Annotated in this window: 13 protein-coding genes; 6 read left to right on the forward strand and 7 right to left on the reverse strand. The window is 73.5% G+C overall.

Translation table 11 applies throughout. The features are described from left to right. Both D7223_RS11915 and D7223_RS11920 read right to left on the reverse strand, forming a co-directional pair. Nucleotides 1-8,494, reverse strand: an 8,494-nt coding sequence (locus tag D7223_RS11915; RefSeq protein WP_475038321.1) for a type I polyketide synthase, incomplete at its 3' end; no start/stop codon positions are given. Nucleotides 8,495-8,535: 41 nt separating this feature from the next. Continuing rightward, the gene (locus tag D7223_RS11920; protein WP_120728223.1) at nucleotides 8,536-8,826 is read right to left on the reverse strand and encodes an acyl carrier protein; all 291 of its coding nucleotides are present in this window, start codon (nucleotides 8,824-8,826) and stop codon (nucleotides 8,536-8,538) included. Between the two features lie 242 nt (nucleotides 8,827-9,068). Here D7223_RS11920 and D7223_RS11925 point away from each other — a divergent pair, with 242 nt between their 5' ends. Continuing rightward, a complete protein-coding gene (locus D7223_RS11925) occupies nucleotides 9,069-10,067 on the forward strand; it encodes a threonine ammonia-lyase (protein ID WP_158610862.1) in 999 nt (332 codons plus the stop codon). On the opposite strand, the gene D7223_RS11930 is transcribed toward D7223_RS11925, so the two are convergent. Continuing rightward, nucleotides 10,068-11,648, reverse strand: coding sequence for an MFS transporter (locus D7223_RS11930; RefSeq protein ID WP_120728227.1), 1,581 nt, complete (start codon nucleotides 11,646-11,648; stop codon nucleotides 10,068-10,070). Nucleotides 11,649-11,727: 79 nt separating this feature from the next. Between D7223_RS11930 and D7223_RS11935 the strand changes: the two genes are divergently transcribed. Continuing rightward, on the forward strand, nucleotides 11,728-12,411 hold the full coding sequence (locus D7223_RS11935) for a TetR/AcrR family transcriptional regulator (RefSeq protein ID WP_120728229.1): 684 nt from the start codon (nucleotides 11,728-11,730) through the stop codon (nucleotides 12,409-12,411). On the opposite strand, the gene rffA is transcribed toward D7223_RS11935, so the two are convergent. Both rffA and D7223_RS11945 read right to left on the reverse strand, forming a co-directional pair. Beyond that, nucleotides 12,386-13,579 carry a dTDP-4-amino-4,6-dideoxygalactose transaminase gene (gene rffA / locus D7223_RS11940; protein WP_202864622.1) on the reverse strand — a complete coding sequence of 398 codons (1,194 nt, stop codon included), beginning with the start codon at nucleotides 13,577-13,579 and terminating at the stop codon, nucleotides 12,386-12,388. The genes D7223_RS11935 and rffA overlap by 26 nt on opposite strands. Then, the gene (locus tag D7223_RS11945) at nucleotides 13,576-14,739 is read right to left on the reverse strand and encodes a nucleotide disphospho-sugar-binding domain-containing protein (protein WP_158610863.1); all 1,164 of its coding nucleotides are present in this window, start codon (nucleotides 14,737-14,739) and stop codon (nucleotides 13,576-13,578) included. The genes rffA and D7223_RS11945 overlap by 4 nt, the downstream gene beginning before the upstream one ends. Nucleotides 14,740-14,984: 245 nt before the next feature. On the opposite strand from D7223_RS11945, the gene D7223_RS11950 reads away from it, so the two are divergent. After that, on the forward strand, nucleotides 14,985-16,106 hold the full coding sequence (locus D7223_RS11950) for a DegT/DnrJ/EryC1/StrS family aminotransferase (RefSeq protein ID WP_120728232.1): 1,122 nt from the start codon (nucleotides 14,985-14,987) through the stop codon (nucleotides 16,104-16,106). On the opposite strand, the gene D7223_RS11955 is transcribed toward D7223_RS11950, so the two are convergent. After that, nucleotides 16,080-16,856, reverse strand: a complete 777-nt coding sequence (locus tag D7223_RS11955; RefSeq protein WP_120728234.1) for an NAD-dependent epimerase/dehydratase family protein — start codon at nucleotides 16,854-16,856, stop codon at nucleotides 16,080-16,082. The two genes, D7223_RS11950 and D7223_RS11955, sit on opposite strands and share 27 nt — an antisense overlap. A 196-nt stretch (nucleotides 16,857-17,052) precedes the next feature. Between D7223_RS11955 and D7223_RS11960 the strand changes: the two genes are divergently transcribed. Then, nucleotides 17,053-17,793 carry a thioesterase II family protein gene (locus tag D7223_RS11960; RefSeq protein WP_120728236.1) on the forward strand — a complete coding sequence of 247 codons (741 nt, stop codon included), beginning with the start codon at nucleotides 17,053-17,055 and terminating at the stop codon, nucleotides 17,791-17,793. A 3-nt stretch (nucleotides 17,794-17,796) separates the two neighbouring features. On the opposite strand, the gene D7223_RS11965 is transcribed toward D7223_RS11960, so the two are convergent. Continuing rightward, nucleotides 17,797-20,916 (reverse strand): non-ribosomal peptide synthetase, encoded by a 3,120-nt coding sequence (locus D7223_RS11965; RefSeq protein WP_120728238.1) that lies wholly within the window; start codon nucleotides 20,914-20,916, stop codon nucleotides 17,797-17,799. A gap of 157 nt (nucleotides 20,917-21,073) precedes the next feature. On the opposite strand from D7223_RS11965, the gene D7223_RS11970 reads away from it, so the two are divergent. Together D7223_RS11970 and D7223_RS11975 are read left to right on the forward strand one after the other, a co-directional pair. After that, nucleotides 21,074-21,892: a hypothetical protein gene (locus D7223_RS11970; RefSeq protein ID WP_120728241.1), complete on the forward strand. Its 819-nt coding sequence runs from the start codon at nucleotides 21,074-21,076 to the stop codon at nucleotides 21,890-21,892. 37 nt (nucleotides 21,893-21,929) lie between these two features. Beyond that, complete coding sequence (locus tag D7223_RS11975) at nucleotides 21,930-22,244, forward strand: hypothetical protein (RefSeq protein ID WP_120728243.1); 315 nt, start codon at nucleotides 21,930-21,932, stop codon at nucleotides 22,242-22,244. Nucleotides 22,245-22,262: the final 18 nt, after the last annotated feature.

Below are 22,262 nucleotides of genomic sequence, written 5' to 3' on the forward strand. Positions count from 1 at the left end.
CCCGCAACGACGCCGGGTCGATGCCCGCGCCCTCCACGGCCTCCCACGCGACCTCCAGCAGCAACCGCTGCTGCGGATCGGTGGCCAGCGCCTCCCGCGGGCTCATCTGGAAGAACTCCGCGTCGAAGCCCGCCGCGTCCGCCAGGAAACCGCCGTGCCGGGTGTAGGTCTTACCCGGCGCGACCGGATCGGGGTCGTAGAGGTTCTCGACGTCCCAGCCACGGTCCTCGGGCAGGGTGCCGACGGCCCCGCGGCCGTCGGCGAGCAGCTGCCACAGGTCGGCCGGCGACCGCACGTCACCCGGGAACCGGCAGCCCATGCCGACCACCACGATCGGGTCGTCGTCGCCAGCCGTCGCGGGCGTCGCCGCCGGTGCCACCGGGGCGGATTCGCCGGTCACCTCGGCCAGCAGGTGCCGGGTCAGCGCCGCCGGGGTCGGGTGGTCGAAGACCATGGTGGGGCTCAGCCGCAGGCCGGTTGCCGTGTTCAGCCGGTTCCGCAGGTCGACCGCCATCAGCGAGTCGAACCCGAGGTCCTTGAACGTGCCGCCGGCCGCCGGCAGATCCGCCGGAGCCAGGCCGAGCACCGTGGACACCTGGGCGAGCACGAGGTCCCGTACGCCCGCCGAGCGCTCGCCGTCCGGCAGCGCCCGCATCCGGTCGGTCCACGCACCCGACGCGCCGGCCGCCCGACGCGGCGGTGCGGGCACCAGGGCGCGCAACACCGGCGGCACCTCGGCATCGGATGACCGCCGGCGCAGTCCGGCCAGGTCGAACCGGGCGGGCACCAGCACCGGCAGGTCGGCCGCGAGCGCCGCATCGAAGAGCCGGGCACCCTCGTCGGCGGCGAGCGGGAGCAGGCCGCCGCGGCTCAGCCGGGCGAGGTCGGCCGAGGACAGCTCCCCGGTCAGCCCGCCGGCGCCCGCCCACAGACCCCAGGCGTGGGCCGAAGCGGGCTGGCCGGCGTCGCGGCGGTGCCGGGCCAGGGCGTCCAGGAACGCGTTCGCGGCGGTGTAGGAGGCCTGCCCGGCGCTGCCGAGGACATGCGTCACCGAGGAGAGCAGCACGAACGCGGCGAGCGGGCGGTCGGCGGTGAGCTCGTGCAGGTGCCAGGCGCCGTGCACCTTGGGCCGCAGCACCGCGTCCAGCCGGTCGCCGTCCAGCGCGGTCAGCACACCGTCGTCGAGCACGCCGGCCGCGTGCACCACCGCGGTCAGCGGATGCTCGGCGGGGATCGAGTCCAGCAGAGCGGCCACCGCGTCCCGGTCAGCGAGGTCGCACGTCGCCACGGTGACCTCGGCGCCCAGTTCGGTGAGCTCGGCGACGGCCCGGGATGCGTCCGGCGCGGCCGAGCCCCGGCGGCTGGTCAGCACGAGCCGGCGGACGCCGTGCCCGGTCACCAGGCGGCGGGCGAACAGCCGGCCGAGCATGCCGGTGCCGCCGGTGATCAGGACGGTCCCGCCGGCGTTCATCGCGGGCGCCGGATCGACCGGGGGAGTCGTGCGCACCAGCCGCGGTACGTGCGGCCGCCCGGAGCGGATCGCGATGCGCGGCTCGCCCGCGTTCAGCGCGGCCGCCAGTGCCGCCCCGGTGACCGGCTCGTCGGCCTCGACCAGCACGAAGCGTCCCGGGTGTTCGGCCTGGGCGGTGCCGATCAGACCGGCCAGTGGGGCGGTGAGCAGATCCGGTCCGGCGCACACCAGCACCAGCCGGGAGCCGGCGAACGCCGGCTCGGCCAGCCACTGCTGGAGCAGGGTGAGCAGCGCCCGCGTCGCGGTGCCGACCGCGGCCGGCACGTCCGGTTCCGCTTCCGGCGCCCGCAGCGTGGCGATGACCGTGTCCGGCGCGGCATCGGCGCCGGACAGCAGGTCGCCCGGCGCCTGGCCGGGCTCGAGGGTCGTCCACGGCCCGGTCGCGGTGCCGGACGTGGCGGCGGGCACCCAGTCGAGCCGGAACAGACCGTCCCGGGTGGACCCGGCCGGGCCGGTGAGCCGGTCCAGCGGCGCCGGGCGGGTGCGCACCGACGCGGCGGTCAGCACCGGCTCGCCGGCCGCGTCGGCCACGGTCAGCTCGGCCTCGTCGGCCGAGAGCAGCCGCCACCGGACGCTCGCGGCGGTGGCGCCGGTGGCGTGCACGGTGACGTCCCGGAACGCGTGGGGCAGCCGGATGGTCCCGGCGGCACCAGCCAGCAGCCCGGTCACCTCGAGGACATGCAGCGCCGCGTCCAGCAGCGCCGGGTGCACCACGAACCCGCCCGCCGCGGTCGCCTCCGCCTCGGCCAGGCTCAGCTCGGCGAAAACCTCGTCGCCGGCACGCCAAGCCGCCTGTACGCCCTGGAACGCCGGGCCGTACTCGTAGCCCTGTGCGGCGAGGCGGGCGTACAGCTCGGTGACCGCCACCGGCTCGGCGCCGTCCGGCCGCCGCACCGGCGCGGCCGGCGGATCGCCCGCGGGCCGCGCGCGGGCCAGGCCCTCGGCGTGGTGCGTCCAGTCGCCGTCGCCGGACTCCGGCCGCGAGTGGATGTCGACCGAACGGCCGTCCGGCCCGTCCGCACCGACCGTGACCTGCAGCCGGACCCGGTCCGGGCCGACCACCAGCGGCGCGTGCAGGGTCAGCTCGGCGAGCCGGTCGGCGCCCACCGTCCCGGCGGCGTGCAGCGCCAGGTCCACGAAGGCGGTGCCGGGCAGCAGCACCGTGCCGGCCACCGCGTGATCGGCCGGCCAGGCGTGGTCCCCGGCGGCCAGCGTCCCGGTCAGCACCCTGCCGTCGCCGTCGGCCAGGTCGACCGCGGCGCCGAGCAGCGGATGCCCGGACGGGCTCACCCCGAGCCGGCCGCCGGGCGCGTCGTCCGTCGCCTCCAGCCAGTAGTGGTCCCGCTGGAACGGATAGGTGGGCAGCTCGGCGGCGAGACCGCCGGGCGCGGGCAGGTGCACCGTCCAGTCGACCGGTACGCCGTGCGCGTACGCCTCCGCCAGACCGGCCCGGAACCGCCGCCACCCGCCGTCGTCGCGGCGCAGCGACCCCAGCACCACCGAGCCGGTGCCGGGGTCGGCGGCCTCGGCTTCGGCCGCGTCCACCGTCTCCCGGATACCGACCGTGAGGACCGGGTGCGGGCTCGACTCGACGAAGACCCGGAACCCGTCGTCGTGCAGCGCCCGGGCGGCCTGCTCGAATCGCACCGTCTGGCGCAGGTTGCGGTACCAATAGCCGCCGTCCAGTGTGGCCGTGTCGATCCGGCCGCCGGTGACGGTCGAGTAGAACGCGGTCGTCGTGGACCGCGGCGCGACGCCGGTCAGGTCGGTGAGCACCCGGTCGCGGATCGCCTCGACCTGCGGGCTGTGCGACGCGTAGTCCACCGGGATCAGCCGGGCCCGGACGTCCTCGGCCAGGTAGGCGTCACGGAGCCAGGCCAGGCCGGCCGGATCGCCCGCGACGACCGTGGACCGCGGGCCGTTGACCGCCGCCACGCTGATGCCGCCGGTCAGCCGCTGTGCCACCGTGCCGGCCGGGAGCGGGACGGACATCAGGCCGCCGGTGCCGGCCAGCGCGACGATGGCCTGGCTGCGCAGCACCACCACGCGGGCGGCGTCCTCGAGGGAGAGCGCGCCGGCCACGTACGCGGCGGCGATCTCGCCCTGGGAATGGCCGATGACCGCATCCGGTTCCACCCCGGCCGCTCGCCACAGCTCGGCCAGCGACACCATCACCGCGAACAGGGCAGGCTGCACCACGTCGACCCGGTCGAACGTCGGCGCGCCCGGCGCACCGCGCAGCACCTCGGTCAGCGACCAGTCGGTCAGCTCGGCCATCGCCCGCTCGCAGGCTTGGATGCGGTCCCGGAACACCGGGGAGGCGTCCAGCAGTTCCCGGGCCATGCCGGCCCACTGGGAGCCCTGCCCCGGGAAGACGAAGGCGACCCGGCCCGGGGTGACGGTTGCGGCGAGCACGTTCATCGCGGGCTCGCCGGCGGTCAGCGCGCGCAGGCCGGCGGTCAGCTCGGCCCGGTCGGCGGCCAGCACGACGGCCCGGTGGCCGAACGCGGCCCGGCCGGTGACGAGCGCGGCGCCGAGCGTCGCCGGGTCGAGCTCCGGTGTGGCGTCGACATGCGCCAGCAGTGACCGAGCCTGGGCGCGCAGGGCCGGCTCCGACTTCGCCGACACCACCACCGGGGCGGGGCCGTCGGGCGTGACGATTGGTCCAGCGGCCGGGGCCGGCGGTGCCTGCTCCAGCACGACATGCGCGTTCGTGCCGCTGATGCCGAACGACGAGACGGCGGCCCGGCGCGGCCGGCCGGTCTCTGGCCACGGCGTGCTGCGGGTGAGCAGCGCCAGGCCGGAGCCGGCCCAGTCGACGTGCGGGCTGGGCTCGTCCGCGTGCAGCGACCCGGGCAGCACGCCGTGCCGCAACGCCTCCACCATCTTGATCAGGCCGCCGACCCCGGCGGCCGCCTGGGTGTGCCCGATGTTCGACTTGAGCGACCCGAGCCACAGCGGCCGGTCGGCGGGCCGCCCCCGGCCGTACGCCGCGATCAGCGCCTCGGCCTCGATCGGGTCACCCAGCCGGGTGCCGGTGCCGTGTGCCTCGACGGCGTCCACGTCGAGGCGCTTCAGGCCGGCGTCGGCCAGCGCCCGCGCGATGACCTCGCGCTGCGCCTCGCCGTTCGGCGCGCTCAGCCCGTTGCTGGCGCCGTCCTGGTTGATCGCCGAACCGCGCAGTACCGCCAGGACCGGGTGGCCGTTGCGACGGGCGTCGGACAGCCTCTCCAGGACCACCATGCCGGCGCCCTCGGCCCAGGAGGTGCCGTCCGCGGCGGCCGAGAACGGCTTCGAACGGCCGTCCGGTGCCAGTCCACGCTGCCGGCTGAACTCCACGAACATGCCGGGCGACGCCATCACCGTGACGCCACCGGCCAGTGCCAGCGTGCATTCCCCGGCGCGCAGGGCGCGCGCGGCGAGATGCACCGCGACCAGCGAGGACGAGCAGGCGGTGTCGATCGAGACGGCCGGCCCGCGCAGGCCGAGGGCGTACGCGATACGCCCGGACGCCACGCTCACCGTCCCGCCGGTCAGCAGGTGGCCGTCGAGCCCGGCCGGCGCGCGGTGCAGCCGGGGTCCGTAGTCCTGGGCGGTCAGCCCGACGAACACCCCGACCGGCTGGTCCCGCCAGCTGGTGGGCGCGACGCCGACCCGTTCGAGCGCCTCCCACGAGCTCTCCAGCAGCAGCCGCTGCTGCGGGTCCATGGCGAGCGCCTCGCGCGGGCTGATCCCGAAGAACCCGGCGTCGAACCGGCCGGCCCCGGCGAGGAATCCGCCCGAGCGCACATAGGACGTGCCGTGCGCCTCCGGGTCCGGGTCGTACAGGGCGGTCAGGTCCCAGCCGCGGTCGCCGGGGAAGTCACCGATCACGTCCCGGCCGTCGGCGACCAGCTGCCACAGGTCGGCGGGGCTGCTCACGTCGCCCGGATAACGGCAGGCCATGCCGACCACGACGATCGGGTCCCCGGCCGGATCCACCGCGGCGCTCCCGGCCGGCGCCCGGTCCGGCTGCCCGGCGACGATCGTGAGGAGGTGATCCACCACAGCGGCGGGCGTCGGGCAGCGGTAGGTCAGGGTGGTCGGCAGCCGCAGCCCGGTCAGTTCGCCGAGCAACTGCCGCAGCGCCACCCCGGCCTGCGAGTCGAAGCCGAGATCCTGGAAGGTCAGCGTGTCGTCCACGCCGGACAGGTCCGGCCGGCCCAGGGTGGCGGCGATGGCGGATCGGGTCAGCTCGGTGACCACGTGCCGGCGCTCCCGCTCCGGCAGCCCGGCGGTCCGGGCGGCCCAGGAGTCCGGTGCGGCGGCCGGCTCCGGCGCCTCGGCGGCCGGCGTCCCGTCCAGGTTGGGCCAGTGACGGCGGCGCTGGAAGGCGTAGGCGGGCAACGGCACCCGGACGCCGTCGCCGGCGCCGCAGATCGCGTCCCACGGCACCGCGACGCCGTGAGTGTGCAGCCGGGCCAGCGCGGTGAGCAGCGAGCGTGGTTCGTCCTGCCCCTTCGGCAGCGCGGCCGCGAGCACCGGCTCGGCGTCCCCGGCGGCCGACTCCACCAGGCCGGTCAGCGCGCCGCCGGGCCCGATCTCCAGGAACGCGGTGGTGCCGGACGCGACCAGTGCCGCGGCTCCGTCGGCGAAGCGCACCGCCTGCCGGACGTGCCGGGTCCAGTAGTCGGCCGTGCGCAGGTCGTCGCCCTCGGCGAGCCGGCCGGTCAGGTTGGACACCACGGGGGTCCGGGCCGGGCCGTACGCGAGCTCACCGGCCACCCGTCCGAACTCGGCCAGCATCGGCTCCATCAGCGGCGAGTGGAACGCATGGCTGACCCGGAGACGCTTCACCTTGCGGCCCCGGCCGCGCCAGAGTGCCTCGATCTCGGCCACGGCCGCCTCGGTGCCGGACACCACCACGGCCCGGGGCCCGTTCACCGCGGCCACCACCGGTCCGTCGGTGCCGAGCGTGCCGAGAACCTCCTCCTCGGAAGCCTCGACGGACAGCATCGTCCCGCCCGCGGGCAGCTCCTGCATCAGCCGGCCGCGCGCCGACACGAGCGTGCACGCGTCGGCCAGGGACAGCACGCCGGACACATGGGCGGCGGCCAGCTCGCCGACGGAGTGGCCGATCAGCACGTCCGGCCGCAGTCCCCACGACTCCAGCAGCCGGTACACGGCCACCTCGACGGCGAACAGCGCGGCCTGGGTGTACTGCGTGTCGTGCAGCCGGCCACCCGGCTCCGCGCCGTCCTCCGCGTGGACCACGGCGGCGAGCGGCGTGCCGAGCCCGGGGTCCAGGAGCTCGCCGATCCGGTCGAAGGTCTCGGCGAAGACCGGGTACGTCCGGTACAGGCCGCGGCCCATCGTGGCGTACTGGCTGCCCTGGCCGCTGAACAGGAACGCGAGCCGGCCGTCCGGGCCGCGCCGGCCGCGGACCACGCCGGTGCCGGGCCGGCCCTCGGCGAGCTGTCGCAGCGAGTTCCGCAGCTGCTCCTCGTCGTCGCCGATCAGGACGGCGCGGTGGTCGAAAGCGGTGCGCGTGGTGGCCAGGGCGTGCCCGACGGCGCGCGGCTCGAGACGCCCGTGCGTCACGAGGTGCGCGGCGAGGCGGCCGGCCTGGTCCCGCAGCGCCCCGGCGGTCCGGCCGGACAGCGGCCAGACCATCGGGCCGGGCGCGGGCGCGGGCGCGGGCGGGGGAGCGGCGGGCGGGAGGGCGGGCGGCGGGCCGGAGAGCACGACGTGACAGTTCGTGCCGCCCATGCCGAACGAGCTGACTCCGGCGAGCGGCGCGTCCGGCACCGGCCAGGCGGTCGGCTCGGTGAGCACCCGCAGCTTCCAGCCGTTCAGGTCGATGCGCGGGTTGGGCCGCCGGAAGTGCAGGCTGGGCGGCAGCTGCCGGTGCCGGATGCTGAGGATCGCCTTGAGCAGTCCGGCGACACCCGCGGCGCCCTCCAGGTGACCGATGTTCGTCTTCACCGAACCGACCAGCAGCGGCGAGCCGGCCGGCCGGCCCGGACCGTAGGCGGCGCCGAGAGCGGCCGCCTCGACCGGGTCGCCGACCCGGGTGCCGGTACCGTGCAGTTCCACGTACTGCACGTCGGCCGGGGCCACCCCGGCGTTGCGGCAGGCCGCCCGGATCACGTCGGCCTGTGCGTCCGCGCTGGGTGTGGTGAGGGAGCCGGTGGCCCCGTCGTTGTTCACCGCGCTGCCGCGGATGACGCAGTAGATGTCGTCGCCATCGCCGACGGCACGGTCCAGCGTCTTCAGGACGACGAACACGCCGCCCTCGCCCCGGACGAAGCCGTTCGCCCGCTCGTCGAAGGTGTGGCACCGGCCGTCCGGCGACAGCGCGCCGAACAGCGCGGTCCGCGCGGTGCTGCCGTGCCCGAGAATCACGTTGACGCCGCCGGCGAGCGCGACCGTGGACTCACCGGTGCGCAGGCTCTCGGCGGCCAGGTGCACGGCCACCAGGGAGGAGGACTGCGCGGCGTCCACCGTCACGCTGGGACCGCGCAGGCCGAGCGCGTACGAGACCCGGTTCGCGATGATGCCGCGGCCGGTGCCGGTCAGCGTGTGCGGGGTCAGCCCGCGCAGGCCGCGGCGGGCGAGCAGGGCCGCGTAGTCGTCGCCGGTGGCACCGACGAACACCCCGGTGGCGGAGCCGGCGAGCTTGCCCGGGACGATTCCCGCGTCCTCGAGCGCCGCCCAGCCGAGCTCCAACATCAACCGCTGCTGCGGGTCCATCTCGACGGCCTCGGCGCCGGTGATGCCGAAGAACTCGGCGTCGAAGGTCGCGACGTCGTCGAGCAGCCCGGCACGGGCCCGGCCGCCGGCGCCGGCCACCGCGATCTCGGCGTCGGAGTCCGGCACGTCCCGGCGCCGCGCGCCGTGGGTGCCGGACACGACGTCCGAGCCGTCGCGGAGCAGGCGCCAGAACGCCGCCGGGTCGTCGGCCCGGGGCAACCGGCACGAGATTCCGACCACGGCGACTGTCGTGCGCGGGTCCGTGGAGTCGCTCACTGCTGTGCGACCGCCGGGCCGAGGTCGCGGACGAGCTCGGAAAGGTTGCGGACCGTCTGGAAGTGCCGGCCGCTGATCTTTTCCGTCGGTACGTCCGTGGCCAGCTCGCTGCGCAGGAAGTTGAGCAGCACGGCGACCTTCAGCGAGTCGAGGATGCCGTGTTCGAGCAGCGGGGTGTCCACCTCGAGCTCGCCGCGCGGATCGCCCGCCAGGAACCGCTCCCGGATGAAGCTCAGCAGCTTCTCGGTGATCTCGTCCTCGTTGAGGCGGTCGGTGTTGAGGGACATTTCTCCTCCGGTTTCGTGCGGCGGGAGGGGCCGGCGAGGGCGCGGCAGGGCGCTGATGCCGGCGCACACTCCGACACCTGGAGTAGGGCCAGTCTGTGAAACCCGGCTAAAGGCTTCCTTGCGCCGGTCAGGACAGCCGGTCGGGACAGCGGTGCGGGACAGCCGGGACAAGGACCGGTTAAGGGCGCTACCGAGGATGGAGGGGATCTGCCCGACCGAGGGGACATGTGTCGATGTCAGCGATGACGACCAACGGGACGCCCGGATCGGCACCCGCCGGACTGCTCAGCCACGAGTGGATCGAGCGCGCACAGCGCCGGCTCGCCCGGCACGTCTTGCGCACCCCCGTGGTGCGCAGCGACGACCTGGACCGGCTGGCCGGTGCGCGGCTCTGGCTCAAGGCCGAGAATTTGCAGCGCGGGGGCTCGTTCAAGCTCCGCGGTGCCCTGCTGGCGGTCGGGGAGTTGCGCGACCGCGGCAGCTCCGGCGTGGCCGCGCACAGCACCGGCAACCACGCGATCGCCGTCGCCCTGGCCGCCCGCGAATATGGCCTGCCGGCCATCCTGGTGCTGCCGGGTGACGTGCTGCCGGCGAAAGCCGCGCGGGTCCGGGAAGCCGGCGCCGAGGTGCTCATCGTGGGCACGGGCCTGGCCGAGCGGACCGCCGCGGTCGACGAGGTCGCCCTCACCCGCGGCTTCGATGTGGTGGATCCCTACCAGAATCCGTTCGTGGTGGCCGGTCAGGGCACGGCGACCGCCGAGCTCCTCACGCAGGTGCATTCGGCTGGTGGCCGGCTTGACGCGCTCGTGCTGCCGGTCGGCGGCGGCAGCGCCGTGGCGGGCGCCTGCCTGGTCGCCGCCCGGCACGGGGTCGCCGTGGTGGCCGCCGAGCCGGCCGCGGTGCCCGCGCTGACCGCGGCCCTGGCGGCCGGTGAGCCGGTCACCGTGCCGGGCCTGCCGACCGTCGCGGACGGGCTGCGCCCGGACCGGATCGGCCGGCTGCCGTTCGACGTCGTCCGGAGCGCGCTGCACGAGGTGATCCAGGTCGACGAGGCCGGGATCGTGGCCGGTATGCGGATGGCCCTGGACGCCGCCCGGCTGGTGGTGGAGCCGGCCGCCGCGTGCGGGTTGGCCGCGGCGGTGCAGTTCGCCGCCGCCGGTCAGGCCCGGGACATCGGAGTGCTCCTGACCGGCGGCAACGTGGACCTGAACCTGATCTCCACAATCCTGGCCGAGGCCTGATCAGCGCGGGACGGTCGGCTCCGGCTCCGACTCCGCCTTCGGCGGCCCGGCCTTCGGCGCGGGCGCCTGGGTCGGCTCCGGGAAAAAGAAGTAGGTGATGGCGGCGGTCAGCAGCGCGATGCCCGCGGCCGTCAGGAAGACGCCACTGGTGCCGGCCACCACCGCGTCGATCACCGCGGGGCGGGCCGCCTCGGGCACCGCCTCGAGGTTCGCCGCGCTCGCCTCCCCGCTTTCCGCCGTCGCCGCAAGGGCCGGCGGCAGGTTCGCCGCGTAGATGCGGGCCAGCACGGTGCCGAAGATGGCACTGCCGATCGCGCCGCCGAGCATCTGGCTGAGCCGTACCGACGTGATGGCCACGCCCATCTGCTCCTCGGGGGCGGTGAGCTGCACCGCGACCAGCGCCAGCCCGACCACCTGGCCGAGGCCCGCGCCGAGCAGGAACAGGTAGACACTGATCTGCCAGGTCGACGTGCCGACGTCGAGCAGCGAGAGCAGTCCCATCGCGACGGTCACCAGGCCCATGCCGCTGACCATCAGCATCTTGAAGCGGCCGGGCTTGCGGACGAAGCGGCCGGCCGCCACGCCGGAGACGGTCATGCCGAGGGCCATCGGCAGCAGGTAGAGACCCGCGCCGACCGCGTCGACCCCGCGGGCCGCCTGCAGGTAGAGCGAGACGTAGACGATGCTGCCGGTGATCACCATCCCGGCGAAGAACTCCTGCGGGCTGGCCACCCGGAACACCCGGTTGCGGAACAGGGTGAGCGGGAAGATCGGATCGGACGCGGCGAACCGGCCAAGCGCGCCCCGGCGGACCAGTCCCTGCCGCAGCAGGAAGGTCACCATGAGGACGATCGCGAGCACCACCAGGAGCACCACCTGCGGTGAGCTCCACGCGTAGTTGCGGCCGCCCCACTCGGCGATCAGCAGCATCGCGCTGGCCCCGGCCGCGATCAGGCCCGCGCCCAGGTAGTCGACCCGCTCGCGGCTCTCCTTGTCGGGCAGGTGCAGGCAGGTGGCGATCAGGACCCAGGAGATGATGCCGAGCGGCACGTTGACGTAGAAGACCCAGGGCCAGCTCAGGTGGTCGACGATGACGCCGCCGACGAGCGGGCCGACCACCACGCCGACGCCGACCATGACGCCGCCCATACCGACCCCGGAGCCACCGGACGAGCCGCCCTCCTCGGTCTTCTCGGGCGGCCAGATCGCCATGATCATGATGAGCGTCACGCCCATCAGGCCACCACCGCCGACGCCCTGGACGGCCCGGAACGCGATCAGCTGGCCCATGGTCTGCGCGAGTCCGCAGGCGGCCGATCCGATCAGGAACGTGGCGAGCGAGAACAGGAAGATCCGCTTGGGACCGTGCAGGTCGACGAGCTTGCCGTAGAGCGGCTGGGTGACGGTCGCGGCCAGTGCGTACGCCGTGATGACCCACGGGAACGTCTGCAGGCCGTTCTCCGGGTCGAGGCTGGTGGCGATCGGCCAGACCGCGGTCGCGAGCACGTTGGTGTCGATGATGCCGAGGACCATGGCGATCACCGCGCCGATGGTGGCGAGCCGCATCTGAATGACCGTCATGGAAAGAAACCTATCCGCTGTACGAATTGAGAACAAGTCCAAGTTTGTACTCGGTACCAGTTATTGATACGGTGCAGACATGGTTCCTGACACCTCGACCCCTCCCGGCCTGCGGGAACGCAAGAAGCAGCAGACCCGGCTCGCGATCTACGAGGCGGCGCTGGAGCTCTTCGTGGCCGAGGGCTTCGACAGGGTCTCGATGACGCAGATCGCCGAGGCGGCCAACGTCTCCAAGGCCACCGTCTTCAACTACTTCCCGTCCAAGGAGGACCTGATCATGGTCGCCATGCGGGAGGCGATGACCGACCCGGGGAAGCCGGTGCGTGCCCGGGCGCCCGGTGAGTCGGTGCTGGACGCGTTGCGCCGTGCCTTTCTCGACGAGCTCGATCGGCGCGAGTCGCACGTCGGGCTGGACGCCGGGGGGCTCGGGTTCATGCGGGTGGTGCGTAGCAGCCCGGCGCTCGCGGGCCGGGTGATGTTGCTGGACCGGCATCGCGAGGTGCAGCTCGCTCAGGCGCTGGCCGAGGAGACCGGCGCCGCGCCGGGCGACATGACGCCCAACATGGTGGCCGCCGCTGTGCTGGGTGCGATGCGCGCGGTCTCCTCGGAGAACTGGCGGCGGCTGGTCGACGGGGAGTCGCCGGATGCGATCCACCCCGACGCCGTGGCCGCCGCCGAGCGCCTGTTCGATGTGCTCACCGAGGGCCTGGCCGGCTACGGTGTGCGGCCGTTGCACGTCAGCGAGCCACCCGATAAGAGGTGACCGCCGCCACGATCCGGTCCACCTGGTCGTCGCTCAGCCCGGTGTAGAGCGGCAACCGGGTGAGCTGCCGGGCGACCCGCTCGGTCGTCGGGCAGCCGCCCGGCGCGGTGCGGCCGAACCGGAGGCCGGCCGGCGCGTTGTGCAACGGCTGGTAGTGCGACGTGGCCTGCACCCCGAGGTCGGCCAGGTGCCGCCGGAACCCCGCTGAGGCCGCCGGATCGGGCAGCACGAGGAAGTACAGGTGCGCCGGATGCACGCGGTCGACGGGTACGACCGGCTGGGCTACGCCGTTGTCCGCCGCCCACTCCGCCAGCCGGTCGTGATAGGCGTTCCAGACCCGCATCCGGCCGGCCTGGATGACGTCGAAGTTCTCCAGCTGAGCGGTGAGGAACGCGGCCAGCAGTTCGGACGGCAGGTAGCTCGAACCCAGGTCGACCCAGTGGTACCGGTCGATCTCGCCGCGGTAGTACTGGGTGCGGTTCGTGCCCTTCTCCCGGATGATCTCGGCCTGCAGCACCAGGTCCGGATCGTTGATCACCAGCGCTCCGCCCTCGCCGCAGTGCGCGTTCTTGGTGCTGTGGAAGCTCTGTGTGGCGAGCGAGCCGAAACTACCCAGCGGCTTTCCGCGGTAGGTGGCGCCCAGTCCGTGCGCGTTGTCCTCGATCAGCCGCAGGCCGTGCCGCTCGGCGATGCCGGCGAGCGCGTCCATGTCGCAGCCGACCCCGGCGTAGTGCACGGCGACGATCGCCCGGGTGCGGTCCGTGACGGCCGCCTCGACCAGTCGCTCGTCGAGGTTGATGGTGTCCGGGCGGCAGTCCACGAAGACCGGGACCGCGCCGCGTAGTGCGTACGCGTTCGCGGTCGACGGGAACGTGTACGACGGCAGGATCACCTCGTCGCCCGGCTGGAGGTCGAGCACCAGTGCGCTCATGTCCAGCGCGTGCGAGCACGACGTGGCGAGCAACGTGGCGACCGCGCCCAGCATCTTGTTGAGCAGCGCGCTGGCCCGCGCGGTGAACGGGCCGTCGCCCTCCAGCGTGCCGCTGGCCAGCGCGGTCTCCAGGTAGTGAAGCTCCGCGCCGGTCAGGAAGGCGCGGTTGAACGGGATGACGCTGTTGCCGGCGTCCTCCAGCAGCAGTTTTCCCCGGGCCAGAACGTCCTCGCTCACACCATCTCCTCGATGGTCGTCACCACGTCATCCAGAGCGGGCAGCGCGAGGTTCTCGGCGCGCAGATCCTCGGCCGCCTTGCGGTGATCCGTGCCGGACAGCAGCTGTTCGATCGCGGCGGTCACCTCGGCCGGGTCGACCGGGTCGGCGGCCACCGTGATCGCGGCGCCCGACTTGGCGAGCACCCCGGCGTTGAGACCCAGGCCTGGGTTGTACGGCACCACGAGCTGGGGCACGCCGTAGTAGACGGCGGTCAGCGCGGTACCCGTACCGCCGTGGTTGACCGCCGCCGAGCAGGTCGGCATGACGAAGCTCAGCGGCAGGTCCACGATGGCCCGGACGTTCGCCGGCAGCGTCCCCAGCCGGTCCCGGTCACCCGAGCGGACCGCGACCACCGTCTCCACGTCGAACCCGGACAGCGCCTCGATCAGCGTGCGCAGCGGGTGGCCCCCCGGGCCGGCGTCGGTCATCGTGTTCGCGGTGACCCAGGACAGGCAGACCCGGGGCTTCTCCGGCGCCGCGAGGATGGCCTGTGGCACCGAGCCGGAGCCGTTGAACGGCTGATACCGCGCCGGGATCCGGTTGGGCACCTCGGCGGGCTGCAGGCTGGCCGGCCCGGGGTCGACGGTGGCCACGCCGTGCTGCGCCCGCGGGGTCACGCCGAACCGCTCGAACAGTCCTGCCAGGTCGGCCGGCCAGGTCGCCGGGTCCCGGCCGTAGCCGGGGAACTGGCTCAGCGTCGGCGGCTGCGGGCCCCACAGGTGGTGCACCAGCGGCGCCCCGGCCACGCCGGCGGCCAGCGGCGCCACCATCGTGATCGGGTCCGTGACGACCAGATCCGGCTTCCAGGCCCGGACGAACGCGACCAGGTCCTCGGCCATCGTCTCGGCCATCGTCACGTGCGGGGAGAACCGCAGCTCGGCGAACCGGCGGAACGACTCGGGGGACATCTGCGAGATGTCGCCGGACGGGCTGGGGCCCTCGCCGGTCTCGCGGCGCACGATGTCACCGGCCGCGGCGATGCTGCCCATCAGGTCGTAGGGCGTGCCGACCGGTACCGCGGTCAGACCCGCACCGGCCACGTCGGCCACGGTGGACGGAGGCCCGGCGACGTACACCTCGTGCCCGGCGGCACGGAACGCCCAGGCGAGCTGAACCATCGGGAACAAATGGCTCGGCACTGGGGCCGGAAGGAAGAGAACACGCATATGGCCGCTCCATTTGTCATCGGCATTGAAAAAGTCGATACCGGCGGGGTACCACATCATCAAATGCTTCTGAAGTGGCGACGAAGCGCTGCTAAATCCGCCCGTACGACGGCTTGGCAGCCCCTGTTCACACCGGCTCCTCATGGCAGACTGGACGCTTGCAGCAGGCCCGTTCATCACCTTCACAAGGAGCGGTCGTGGCAATTCGTGTCTGGGATTATCTCCCCGAGTACGGAACCGAGCGAGACGATATCCGGGATGCCGTCGAAACTGTTTTCTCGTCCGGCCAGCTGGTGCTCGGGCGCAGCGTGGCGGGATTCGAGCAGGAGTTCGCGGAGCTGCACGGCGTAGCGCACTGCACCGGCGTCGACAACGGCACCAACGCCGTCAAGCTGGGCCTGCAGGCGCTCGGCGTCGGCCCCGGCGACGAGGTGCTGACGGTGTCGAACACCGCGGCGCCGACCGTGGTGGCGATCGACGGCACCGGCGCCACGCCGGTCTTCGTCGACGTCCGCGAGGAGGACTTCCTGATGGACACGCGGCTGGTGGAGGCCGCCGTGACCGCCCGCACCCGGGCGTTGCTGCCGGTGCACCTCTACGGCCAGTGCGTGGACATGGCGCCGCTGCGCGAGGTGGCGGCCCGGCACGGGCTCAAGGTGCTCGAGGACTGCGCACAGGCGCACGGGGCACTGCACCACGGCGAGCTGGCCGGCACGATGAGCGACGCGGCGGCGTTCTCCTTCTATCCGACCAAGGTGCTCGGCGCATACGGCGACGGTGGTGCCGTCATCACGTCCGACGACGACGTGCAGCAGTCGCTGCGCCGGCTGCGCTACTACGGCATGGACGAGGTCTACTACGTCGTCACGACGCCCGGTCACAACGCGCGGCTGGACGAGGTGCAGGCCGAGATCCTGCGCCGCAAGCTGACCCGCCTGGACGCCTATGTGGAGGGCCGCCGGGCGGTGGCGCGGCGCTACGAGGACGGCCTGAAGGACCTGACCGGACCGGGCGGGTTCCAGCTGCCGGTCACCGCCGAGGGCAACGAGCACGTCTACTACGTCTATGTCGTCCGGCACCCGCAGCGCGACGTCATCCTGCGCCGGCTCGAGGAGCAGGACATCCTTCTCAACATCAGCTATCCGTGGCCGGTGCACACCATGACCGGCTTCGCCCACCTCGGTTACGCCGCCGGGTCGTTGCCGGTGACCGAACGGCTGGCGGGGGAGATCTTCTCGCTGCCGATGTACCCGTCGCTGCCCCGCGACATGCAGGACCGGGTCATCGAGGCGCTACGAGACGTACTGACGTCGCTCTGACCAGCTCACGGGACTCGGCCCGACGTACCGGTCCAGAAGGTGGTCCAGATATCGCGGTCCGCCGGACGGGCAGGCCGCCGGGGCGAGCGCCCGGAGCTTGGCCACCGACACCACGGTGTGGTTCGGATCGACGTCCACGATGATCTCCCGGGCGGCCCGGCAGCCGAGCCGCGCTTCCACGCCGTCGATGATGTCCTCGATCGGGTAGGCGGTGCCGGAGGCCACGTTCACCACCTCGTTGCGGACGTCCGCTGCCAGCAGCCCGTCCAGCGCGGCCACCACGTCACGGACGTCGACCAGGTCCCGGTGGTTGCCCTGGAACAGCTGCACCGAGCCGGCCCTGATCTGGTCCATCAGCGAGGTGAGCAGCTGATGACCGCGCTGGCCCGGCCCGACCGCGTGGCTCAGGCGCAGGGTCAGCCAGTCGACGCCGTGGGCGCGCAGTTCCCGCTCCAGGGCGAGCTTGTGCCGGCCGTACGGCTCCGGCGGTGTCACCGGGTAATCCTCGTCGGCCGCCACCGGCGGGCTGCCGTACATCGAGTGCGAAGCCGTCGACAGAAAGATCAGCATCCGGCCTTCCCGGCGGCACCGGTCCGCCTGCCGGCGGACGAGTTCGGTCTCCCGCTGAAACTCGGCTGCGTCGTCCTCCACCGTGGTGGAGACGCCGGCGGCGAGGACCGTCACCCGCGGGTGACGGTCGGCGATCGGAAGCAGATTCTGGGCCACGAAGCCACGCCCTACCACGTCCATGAACGGAATCTCCTACTCCGGCGCGACGAGCGGACAGGGCAAGGCCCGCACCTCTGGCAGACTGTCAACTGCCGGCCGGGCGGAGAAGCCCCTAACCACCCCAGCCCATCGCCGGCGGTGGCCGGCCCGGGCACCGGCGCAGTGCCGGGGCAGTAGGGGTTATCCGGCCGATCACCAGCTGACTAGCGTCCGTCCCATGACGACTGCCCCGCACCTCGATGGCCGGTGGTTGCGGCGAATTCAGCCGCGTGCCGCCACCGTCCGCCTGGTCTGTTTCCCGCACGCCGGCGGCTCGGCCGGCTACTTCGCCGCACTGGCCGAGCGGCTGCCCGGGGTCGAGGTGCTGGCGGTGCAGTACCCGGGCCGGCAGGACCGCCTGCACGAGGGCTGCGCGCCGACGCTCGCCGGGCTGGCCGACGACCTGGCCGGCGTACTGCGCGAGGCGGACCGCGGCCCGTGGGCGTTCTTCGGGCACAGCATGGGCGCGATCGTCGCCTTCGAGGTGGCGCGGCGGCTGACCGGCCGGCCGGCGCCGGTGCACCTGTTCGCCTCCGGTTATCAGGCGCCGTCGAGGCTGCGCGGTGGCAGCGTGCACCGCGGCGAGGACGACGACGTCCTGGCGGAGCTGCGGACGGCCGGCGGCACCGACCCGCAGTGGCTGGCCGATCCCGCGCTGCGCGCCCTGCTGCTACCCACGGTGCGCGGCGACTACCGGGTGGTCGAGACGCACCCCCGGTCGCGCGCGACGGTGGACTGCCCGATCACGATGCTGATGGGTACCGACGATCCGCACACCACGCCCGGCGAGGCGGCGGCCTGGGCCGAGCACACCACCGGCGCGTTCGACCTGCGGGTGTTCGAGGGCGGCCACTTCTTCCTGGACCGCCGCGTCGCCGAGCTCGGCTCGCTGATCACCGCCGCCCTGACGGACGGCTGAGCGTCACGCCGCCTGGCGCACCCGGATCTGCGCGGCCAGAGCGGCCGGCGCCGGCGCGGCGAACAGATCGGCCAGCGCCACCGGCACCCCGAGCGTCTCCTCGATCTGCTGCACCAGCTGGGCGCCGAGCAGGGAATGCCCGCCCTCGATGAAGAAGTTCGACTCCACGGTCAGGTCGTCGCGGCCGAGCAGGCGCCGCCAGAGCAGCAGCAAGGATCCGGCCAGCTCGTCGTCGCCGTCGGGGGCGGTGTCCACCGCGGCCGGGACGGCCGGCGTCGCTCCGGCCGCGGCCCGCCGCTCCAGCTCCGGATAATCGATCTTCTCGTTGGCGTTCACCGGCAGCGCGCCCACCACCACGAACGACTGGGGGAGCGCGGAGTGCGGCAGTTCGCCCCGGCTGAACTCCCACAGCCGGTCCAGCGGCAGGTCCTCGTCGGCCTCGACGAAGACCACCAGCCGCCCGTCGGCGCTGCGGTCGCCGACCACCACGGCCGCCGCGGCGCGCACCCGGGGGTGGCCGAGGATCACCGCCTCCACCTCGCCCAGCTCGATCCGGTTGCCGCGCAGCTTCACCTGCCGGTCGGCCCGGCCGAACAGCTCCAGCGTGCCGTCCGGCAGCCAGCGCCCGGTGTCCCCGGACCGGTAGAACCGGCCGTACACCAGGTGCTCGCCGAACCGCTGCGCATTCAGCTCGGGGCGGCCGTGATAGCCGAGCGCGACGCCGTCCCCGGCGATGCAGACCTCTCCGCGTACGCCCACCGGCAGCTCCCGTCCGTCCGGGGCCAATACCATCATCCGGGTGTTCGCGATCGGCGCGCCGATGTCGAGCCGCTCGCCGAGCACGGGCGGCAGCACTCCCCACGTACACCAGGTGGTGGTTTCGGTGGGGCCGTAGGCGTGGTGCACCTCGCAGCCGGTGTCGAGCAGTCGCTGCGCCAGCGGCACCGGCACCACCTCGGCGCCGATCACCACCTTGATCCCGGCCAGCACGTCGGCGACGTCGTCGAGCACCAGGCGGAAGGTCGTCGGGGTGCCTTGGACGACGACCGGGCGGTAGCGCTCGATCAGCGCGCGCAGCACCCTTCCGTCGGTGCGTGCCGAGTCCGGCGCGACCACGATGTGCCCGCCGGAGTACAGCGGCACGTAGTGCTCCAGATTCGCCATGTCGAACGCGAACGTCGTCGTCCACAGCGTCCCGTCGCCCGCACCGATGCCCAGCCGCTCGGTGTAGTCGCCCGCTATGTTGCTGATGGCCCGGTGCGGCAACAGCGCGCCCTTCGGCCGCCCGGTCGACCCGGACGTGTAGATCAGGTATGCCGCCGACTCCGGGTCGGTATCCGGCGCCGGCCCGGGCTCAGCGGCCGGCGCGTCGTCGATCCGCGGCAGCGCCAGCACCGCCGTGCCCGGCTGCCGAGGCGCCAGGTCCCGGTCCGTGACGATCACGGTCGCGCCGGAATCAGCGAGCAGATAGCTCACCCGCTGGGCCGGGTGTTCCGGGTCCACCGGCAGATAGGCGGCGCCGGCCAGCCACACGCCGAGGACGACCGCGGTCAGCTCAGGGCTGCGGGTCGTCATGATCGCCACCACGTCACCGGGCGCGACCCCGGCGGCCAGCAGCAGATCGCGGTTGTGCCGGGCGGCGTCCCACAATCGGCCGTAGGTGACCTCGCGGTCCCCGTCGCGCATCCCGATCGCGTCCGGGGTGCGGCAGGCGTGGCCGTGCACGGCGGCCGGCACGTCCGACGGGCTGAACGAGCGGGCGGTGTCGTTCGCCGCCGCGATCACGTGGCGGTCCGCGGGGCTCCACACGAGCAGCTCGCCGAGCGGCCGGTCGGCGTCCGGGCCGGCGCTGAGCAGCAGTGCCTCGTACCGTTCCACCAGGGCGCGCACCTCGGGCTCGGTGAACTTCTCGGCGGAGTAGCGCGCGAAGACGCGGATCTCCTGCGGCGAGGTCTGCACGAAGAACTCGAGGTCGAACTTGCTGTAGCCGTTCTCCACCACCAGCTGGCGGGCGGGCAGGCCGGCCACCGTGAAGCCGGACACGTCCGGCTGCGGGAAGTAGTTGAACAGGTGGCGGCAGAGCCGGTTGCGCCAGGACGCGGTGCCCTGCGGGGCCAGCTCGGGCACGCTGTCGACCGGGACCCCGGCGTGGGCCAGCGCGCCGAAGTAGACGTCGCGGGCCTGCCGCACCAGGCCGCGGAACGTGTCCCGCGGATCCACCCGAACCCGCAGCGGCAGCACGTTGGTGTGGTGACCGACGGCGCGCGGCGTCTCCCGCGGGCGCACGCTCACCGGCGAGCCGACGGCCAGGTCCGGCCCGGCGCCGTGCGCGGCGAGCAGCACGTCGAACGCGGCGAGCAGCACCGCCGCCTCCGGGGCCCGCAGCGCGGCGGGCAGCCTCCGGACGGTGTCCCGGGCCTCCGCCGACAGCACGTGGGTGAGATAGGCGCCGTGCAGGGTGGGCCGGGCCGGGTCGTCGGCGCCGCACCACAGGTCCAGCGCGTCAGGATCGTAGCCGGACAGCTGGTCACGCCACCAGGCGACATCGGCGGCGGACGGTTCCGGCTCGTGGTACGGGGCGACCGGGGTCAGCAGCTCCGGCGGCACCGGGCGACCGGCGGCCAGGGCCGCGTACGCGGTGGCCAGCTCCTCGATCAGCAGGGCGCCGGAGATGATGTCGTACACCAGGTGGTGGAACGCGAGGCAGACGATGTCGCCGTCGCGGTGGCGGAACAGCCCGGCGCGCACCAGCGGCCGCCCGTCGAGCACGAACCGCTGGGTGAGCCACGGCCGAAGACCCAGGTCGGGCTCCGCGGCGTCCGGCTGGAACGCCTCGATCACCTCGAGGGGAACCGGGAACCCGTCGGCCGGGATCACGCCCTTGGCCAGCTCCGCGCCGGCCGCGATGTAGCCGGTTCGCAACACATCGTGCCGGCGCAGCAGCACGGCGAGCGCGGCACGCAGCACGTCCGCGTCGAGCTTGCCCTCGACCTGAAAGGCGAGCGCGAGGTTGTTCGCGGCGCTGTCCGGCACCAGCCGGTCCAGCAGCCACATCGCCTCTTCCTTGCGGCTGGCCGGAATCAGGTCCCGCGGAACTCCGGCGACATGCGATACGGGTGCCATGCCGGAACGATATGAGCGCGCACCGGGGCCTCAGTACCCCTAGCGGACGGGGCTCCGGCGCCGCCCGGCCGGATAAGGGTGCGGCAGGGGTGGGGCGCCGCGAATCCGGCTCCTACGCTCGTAATCGGCCCCAGCCGGCCCTGCCGTGAGGATGAGTATGAAGGAATCAGGCGCGTGGAAGGCCCTGGCCAACGGCGACCGGGCGACACCCGTCGTGCTGGCCGTCGATTTCGACACCACCGGCCGGCCCGAGGCGACGTTCGCCGCCTTGGCCGGCACCATGAACCGGCCCGAGCCGATCTGGCACACGTTGCCGCCGGCGCCCGGCTCACCCGAGGCGTCCACCGGTGCCGGCTACGTCGAGCACTGGATCCGCGACCTGGCCGCGGAGCGGGCGCCGGTCAAGGCGGTGCTCGGCTTCTGCGCCGGTTCGGTGTACGCCGCGGCGCTCGCCGATCGCATCGCCGCCTGGCAGGACCCGCCGCTCGTCGTGATCTTCGACCCGGAGCTGCTCAACTCGCAGATCCTGATGTGGCAGTTCCAGAAGGTTTCCGGGTTCATGGCGGGCACGCTGTCCGCCGCCGAGATCGCCGAGGCCCGCCGGATCGGGCAGCAGGCGTTCGAGTACAGCACCGGCCCGGTCGACCTGAAGGACCGGCTGATCACGCTGATGCACGACTTCGGCGATCCGGCGCTGGCCCGGGCCGGCCTGGACGCCACCCGGCGGGCCGAGCTGTTCGGCGTGTTCTCGGGCTTTCTCGGCTATCTCGCCCTGGCGAGCGAGCTGGATCCCCGTGAGCGCTGGCGCGAAGCGGTCGCGTTCTCCTCCAACACCCCGCTGAGCGGCCTGAACGCGATGCGGGCCAACGGTGTGGAGGTGGCGGTCGCCAAGGAGGTGCACTGCCCGGTGGAGCATGCCGGGATGCTGGCCGACCGGCGGCTCGCCGAGGCCGTCGCCGAACTGCTGGACAACTGACCACGGGCCGGACAACCGGCCGGGAAGGCTGAAGCACATGGACCTCAAGGGAGAGTGGGCGATCGTCGCCCACACGCCGAAGGGCGACTTCGACTGGAAGCTGTCGATGGAACCGGACGGCGACAGCTTCACCGGCACTCTCGACCTGGTGGAGAGCAAGGTGGCGCTGGAGGAGGGCAGGGTCGAGGGCAACCGGCTCTCCTGGAAGTCGACCCTGGTGGTGCCCCGGAAGCTGCGCTTCTCCGGGAACGCCACGATCGAGGGCGACGAGATCTTCGGGGAGATCCGGATGGGTGCCTTCGGGGTCCGCTCGTTCGGCGGGCGCCGCGTCGCCACCGAGCCGGCCGGCTGAGCCGGTCGCCGCATCGCA

It is taken from the genome of Micromonospora endolithica (assembly GCF_003626595.1).
In the GTDB taxonomy this organism is placed as follows: Bacteria; Actinomycetota; Actinomycetes; order Mycobacteriales; family Micromonosporaceae; genus Micromonospora; species Micromonospora endolithica.

What these genes read in the sequence shown, in the direction of transcription:
- D7223_RS11920 (WP_120728223.1), bottom strand. Translation starts at nt 8,826, where the DNA reads ATGTCCCTCAACACCGACCGCCTCAACGAGGACGAGATCACCGAGAAG.
- D7223_RS11925 (WP_158610862.1), top strand. Translation starts at nt 9,069, where the DNA reads ATGACGACCAACGGGACGCCCGGATCGGCACCCGCCGGACTGCTCAGC.
- D7223_RS11930 (WP_120728227.1), bottom strand. Translation starts at nt 11,648, where the DNA reads ATGACGGTCATTCAGATGCGGCTCGCCACCATCGGCGCGGTGATCGCC.
- D7223_RS11935 (WP_120728229.1), top strand. Translation starts at nt 11,728, where the DNA reads ATGGTTCCTGACACCTCGACCCCTCCCGGCCTGCGGGAACGCAAGAAG.
- D7223_RS11945 (WP_158610863.1), bottom strand. Translation starts at nt 14,739, where the DNA reads ATGGTTCAGCTCGCCTGGGCGTTCCGTGCCGCCGGGCACGAGGTGTAC.
- D7223_RS11955 (WP_120728234.1), bottom strand. Translation starts at nt 16,856, where the DNA reads ATGGACGTGGTAGGGCGTGGCTTCGTGGCCCAGAATCTGCTTCCGATC.
- D7223_RS11960 (WP_120728236.1), top strand. Translation starts at nt 17,053, where the DNA reads ATGACGACTGCCCCGCACCTCGATGGCCGGTGGTTGCGGCGAATTCAG.
- D7223_RS11965 (WP_120728238.1), bottom strand. Translation starts at nt 20,916, where the DNA reads ATGGCACCCGTATCGCATGTCGCCGGAGTTCCGCGGGACCTGATTCCG.
- D7223_RS11970 (WP_120728241.1), top strand. Translation starts at nt 21,074, where the DNA reads ATGAAGGAATCAGGCGCGTGGAAGGCCCTGGCCAACGGCGACCGGGCG.
- D7223_RS11975 (WP_120728243.1), top strand. Translation starts at nt 21,930, where the DNA reads ATGGACCTCAAGGGAGAGTGGGCGATCGTCGCCCACACGCCGAAGGGC.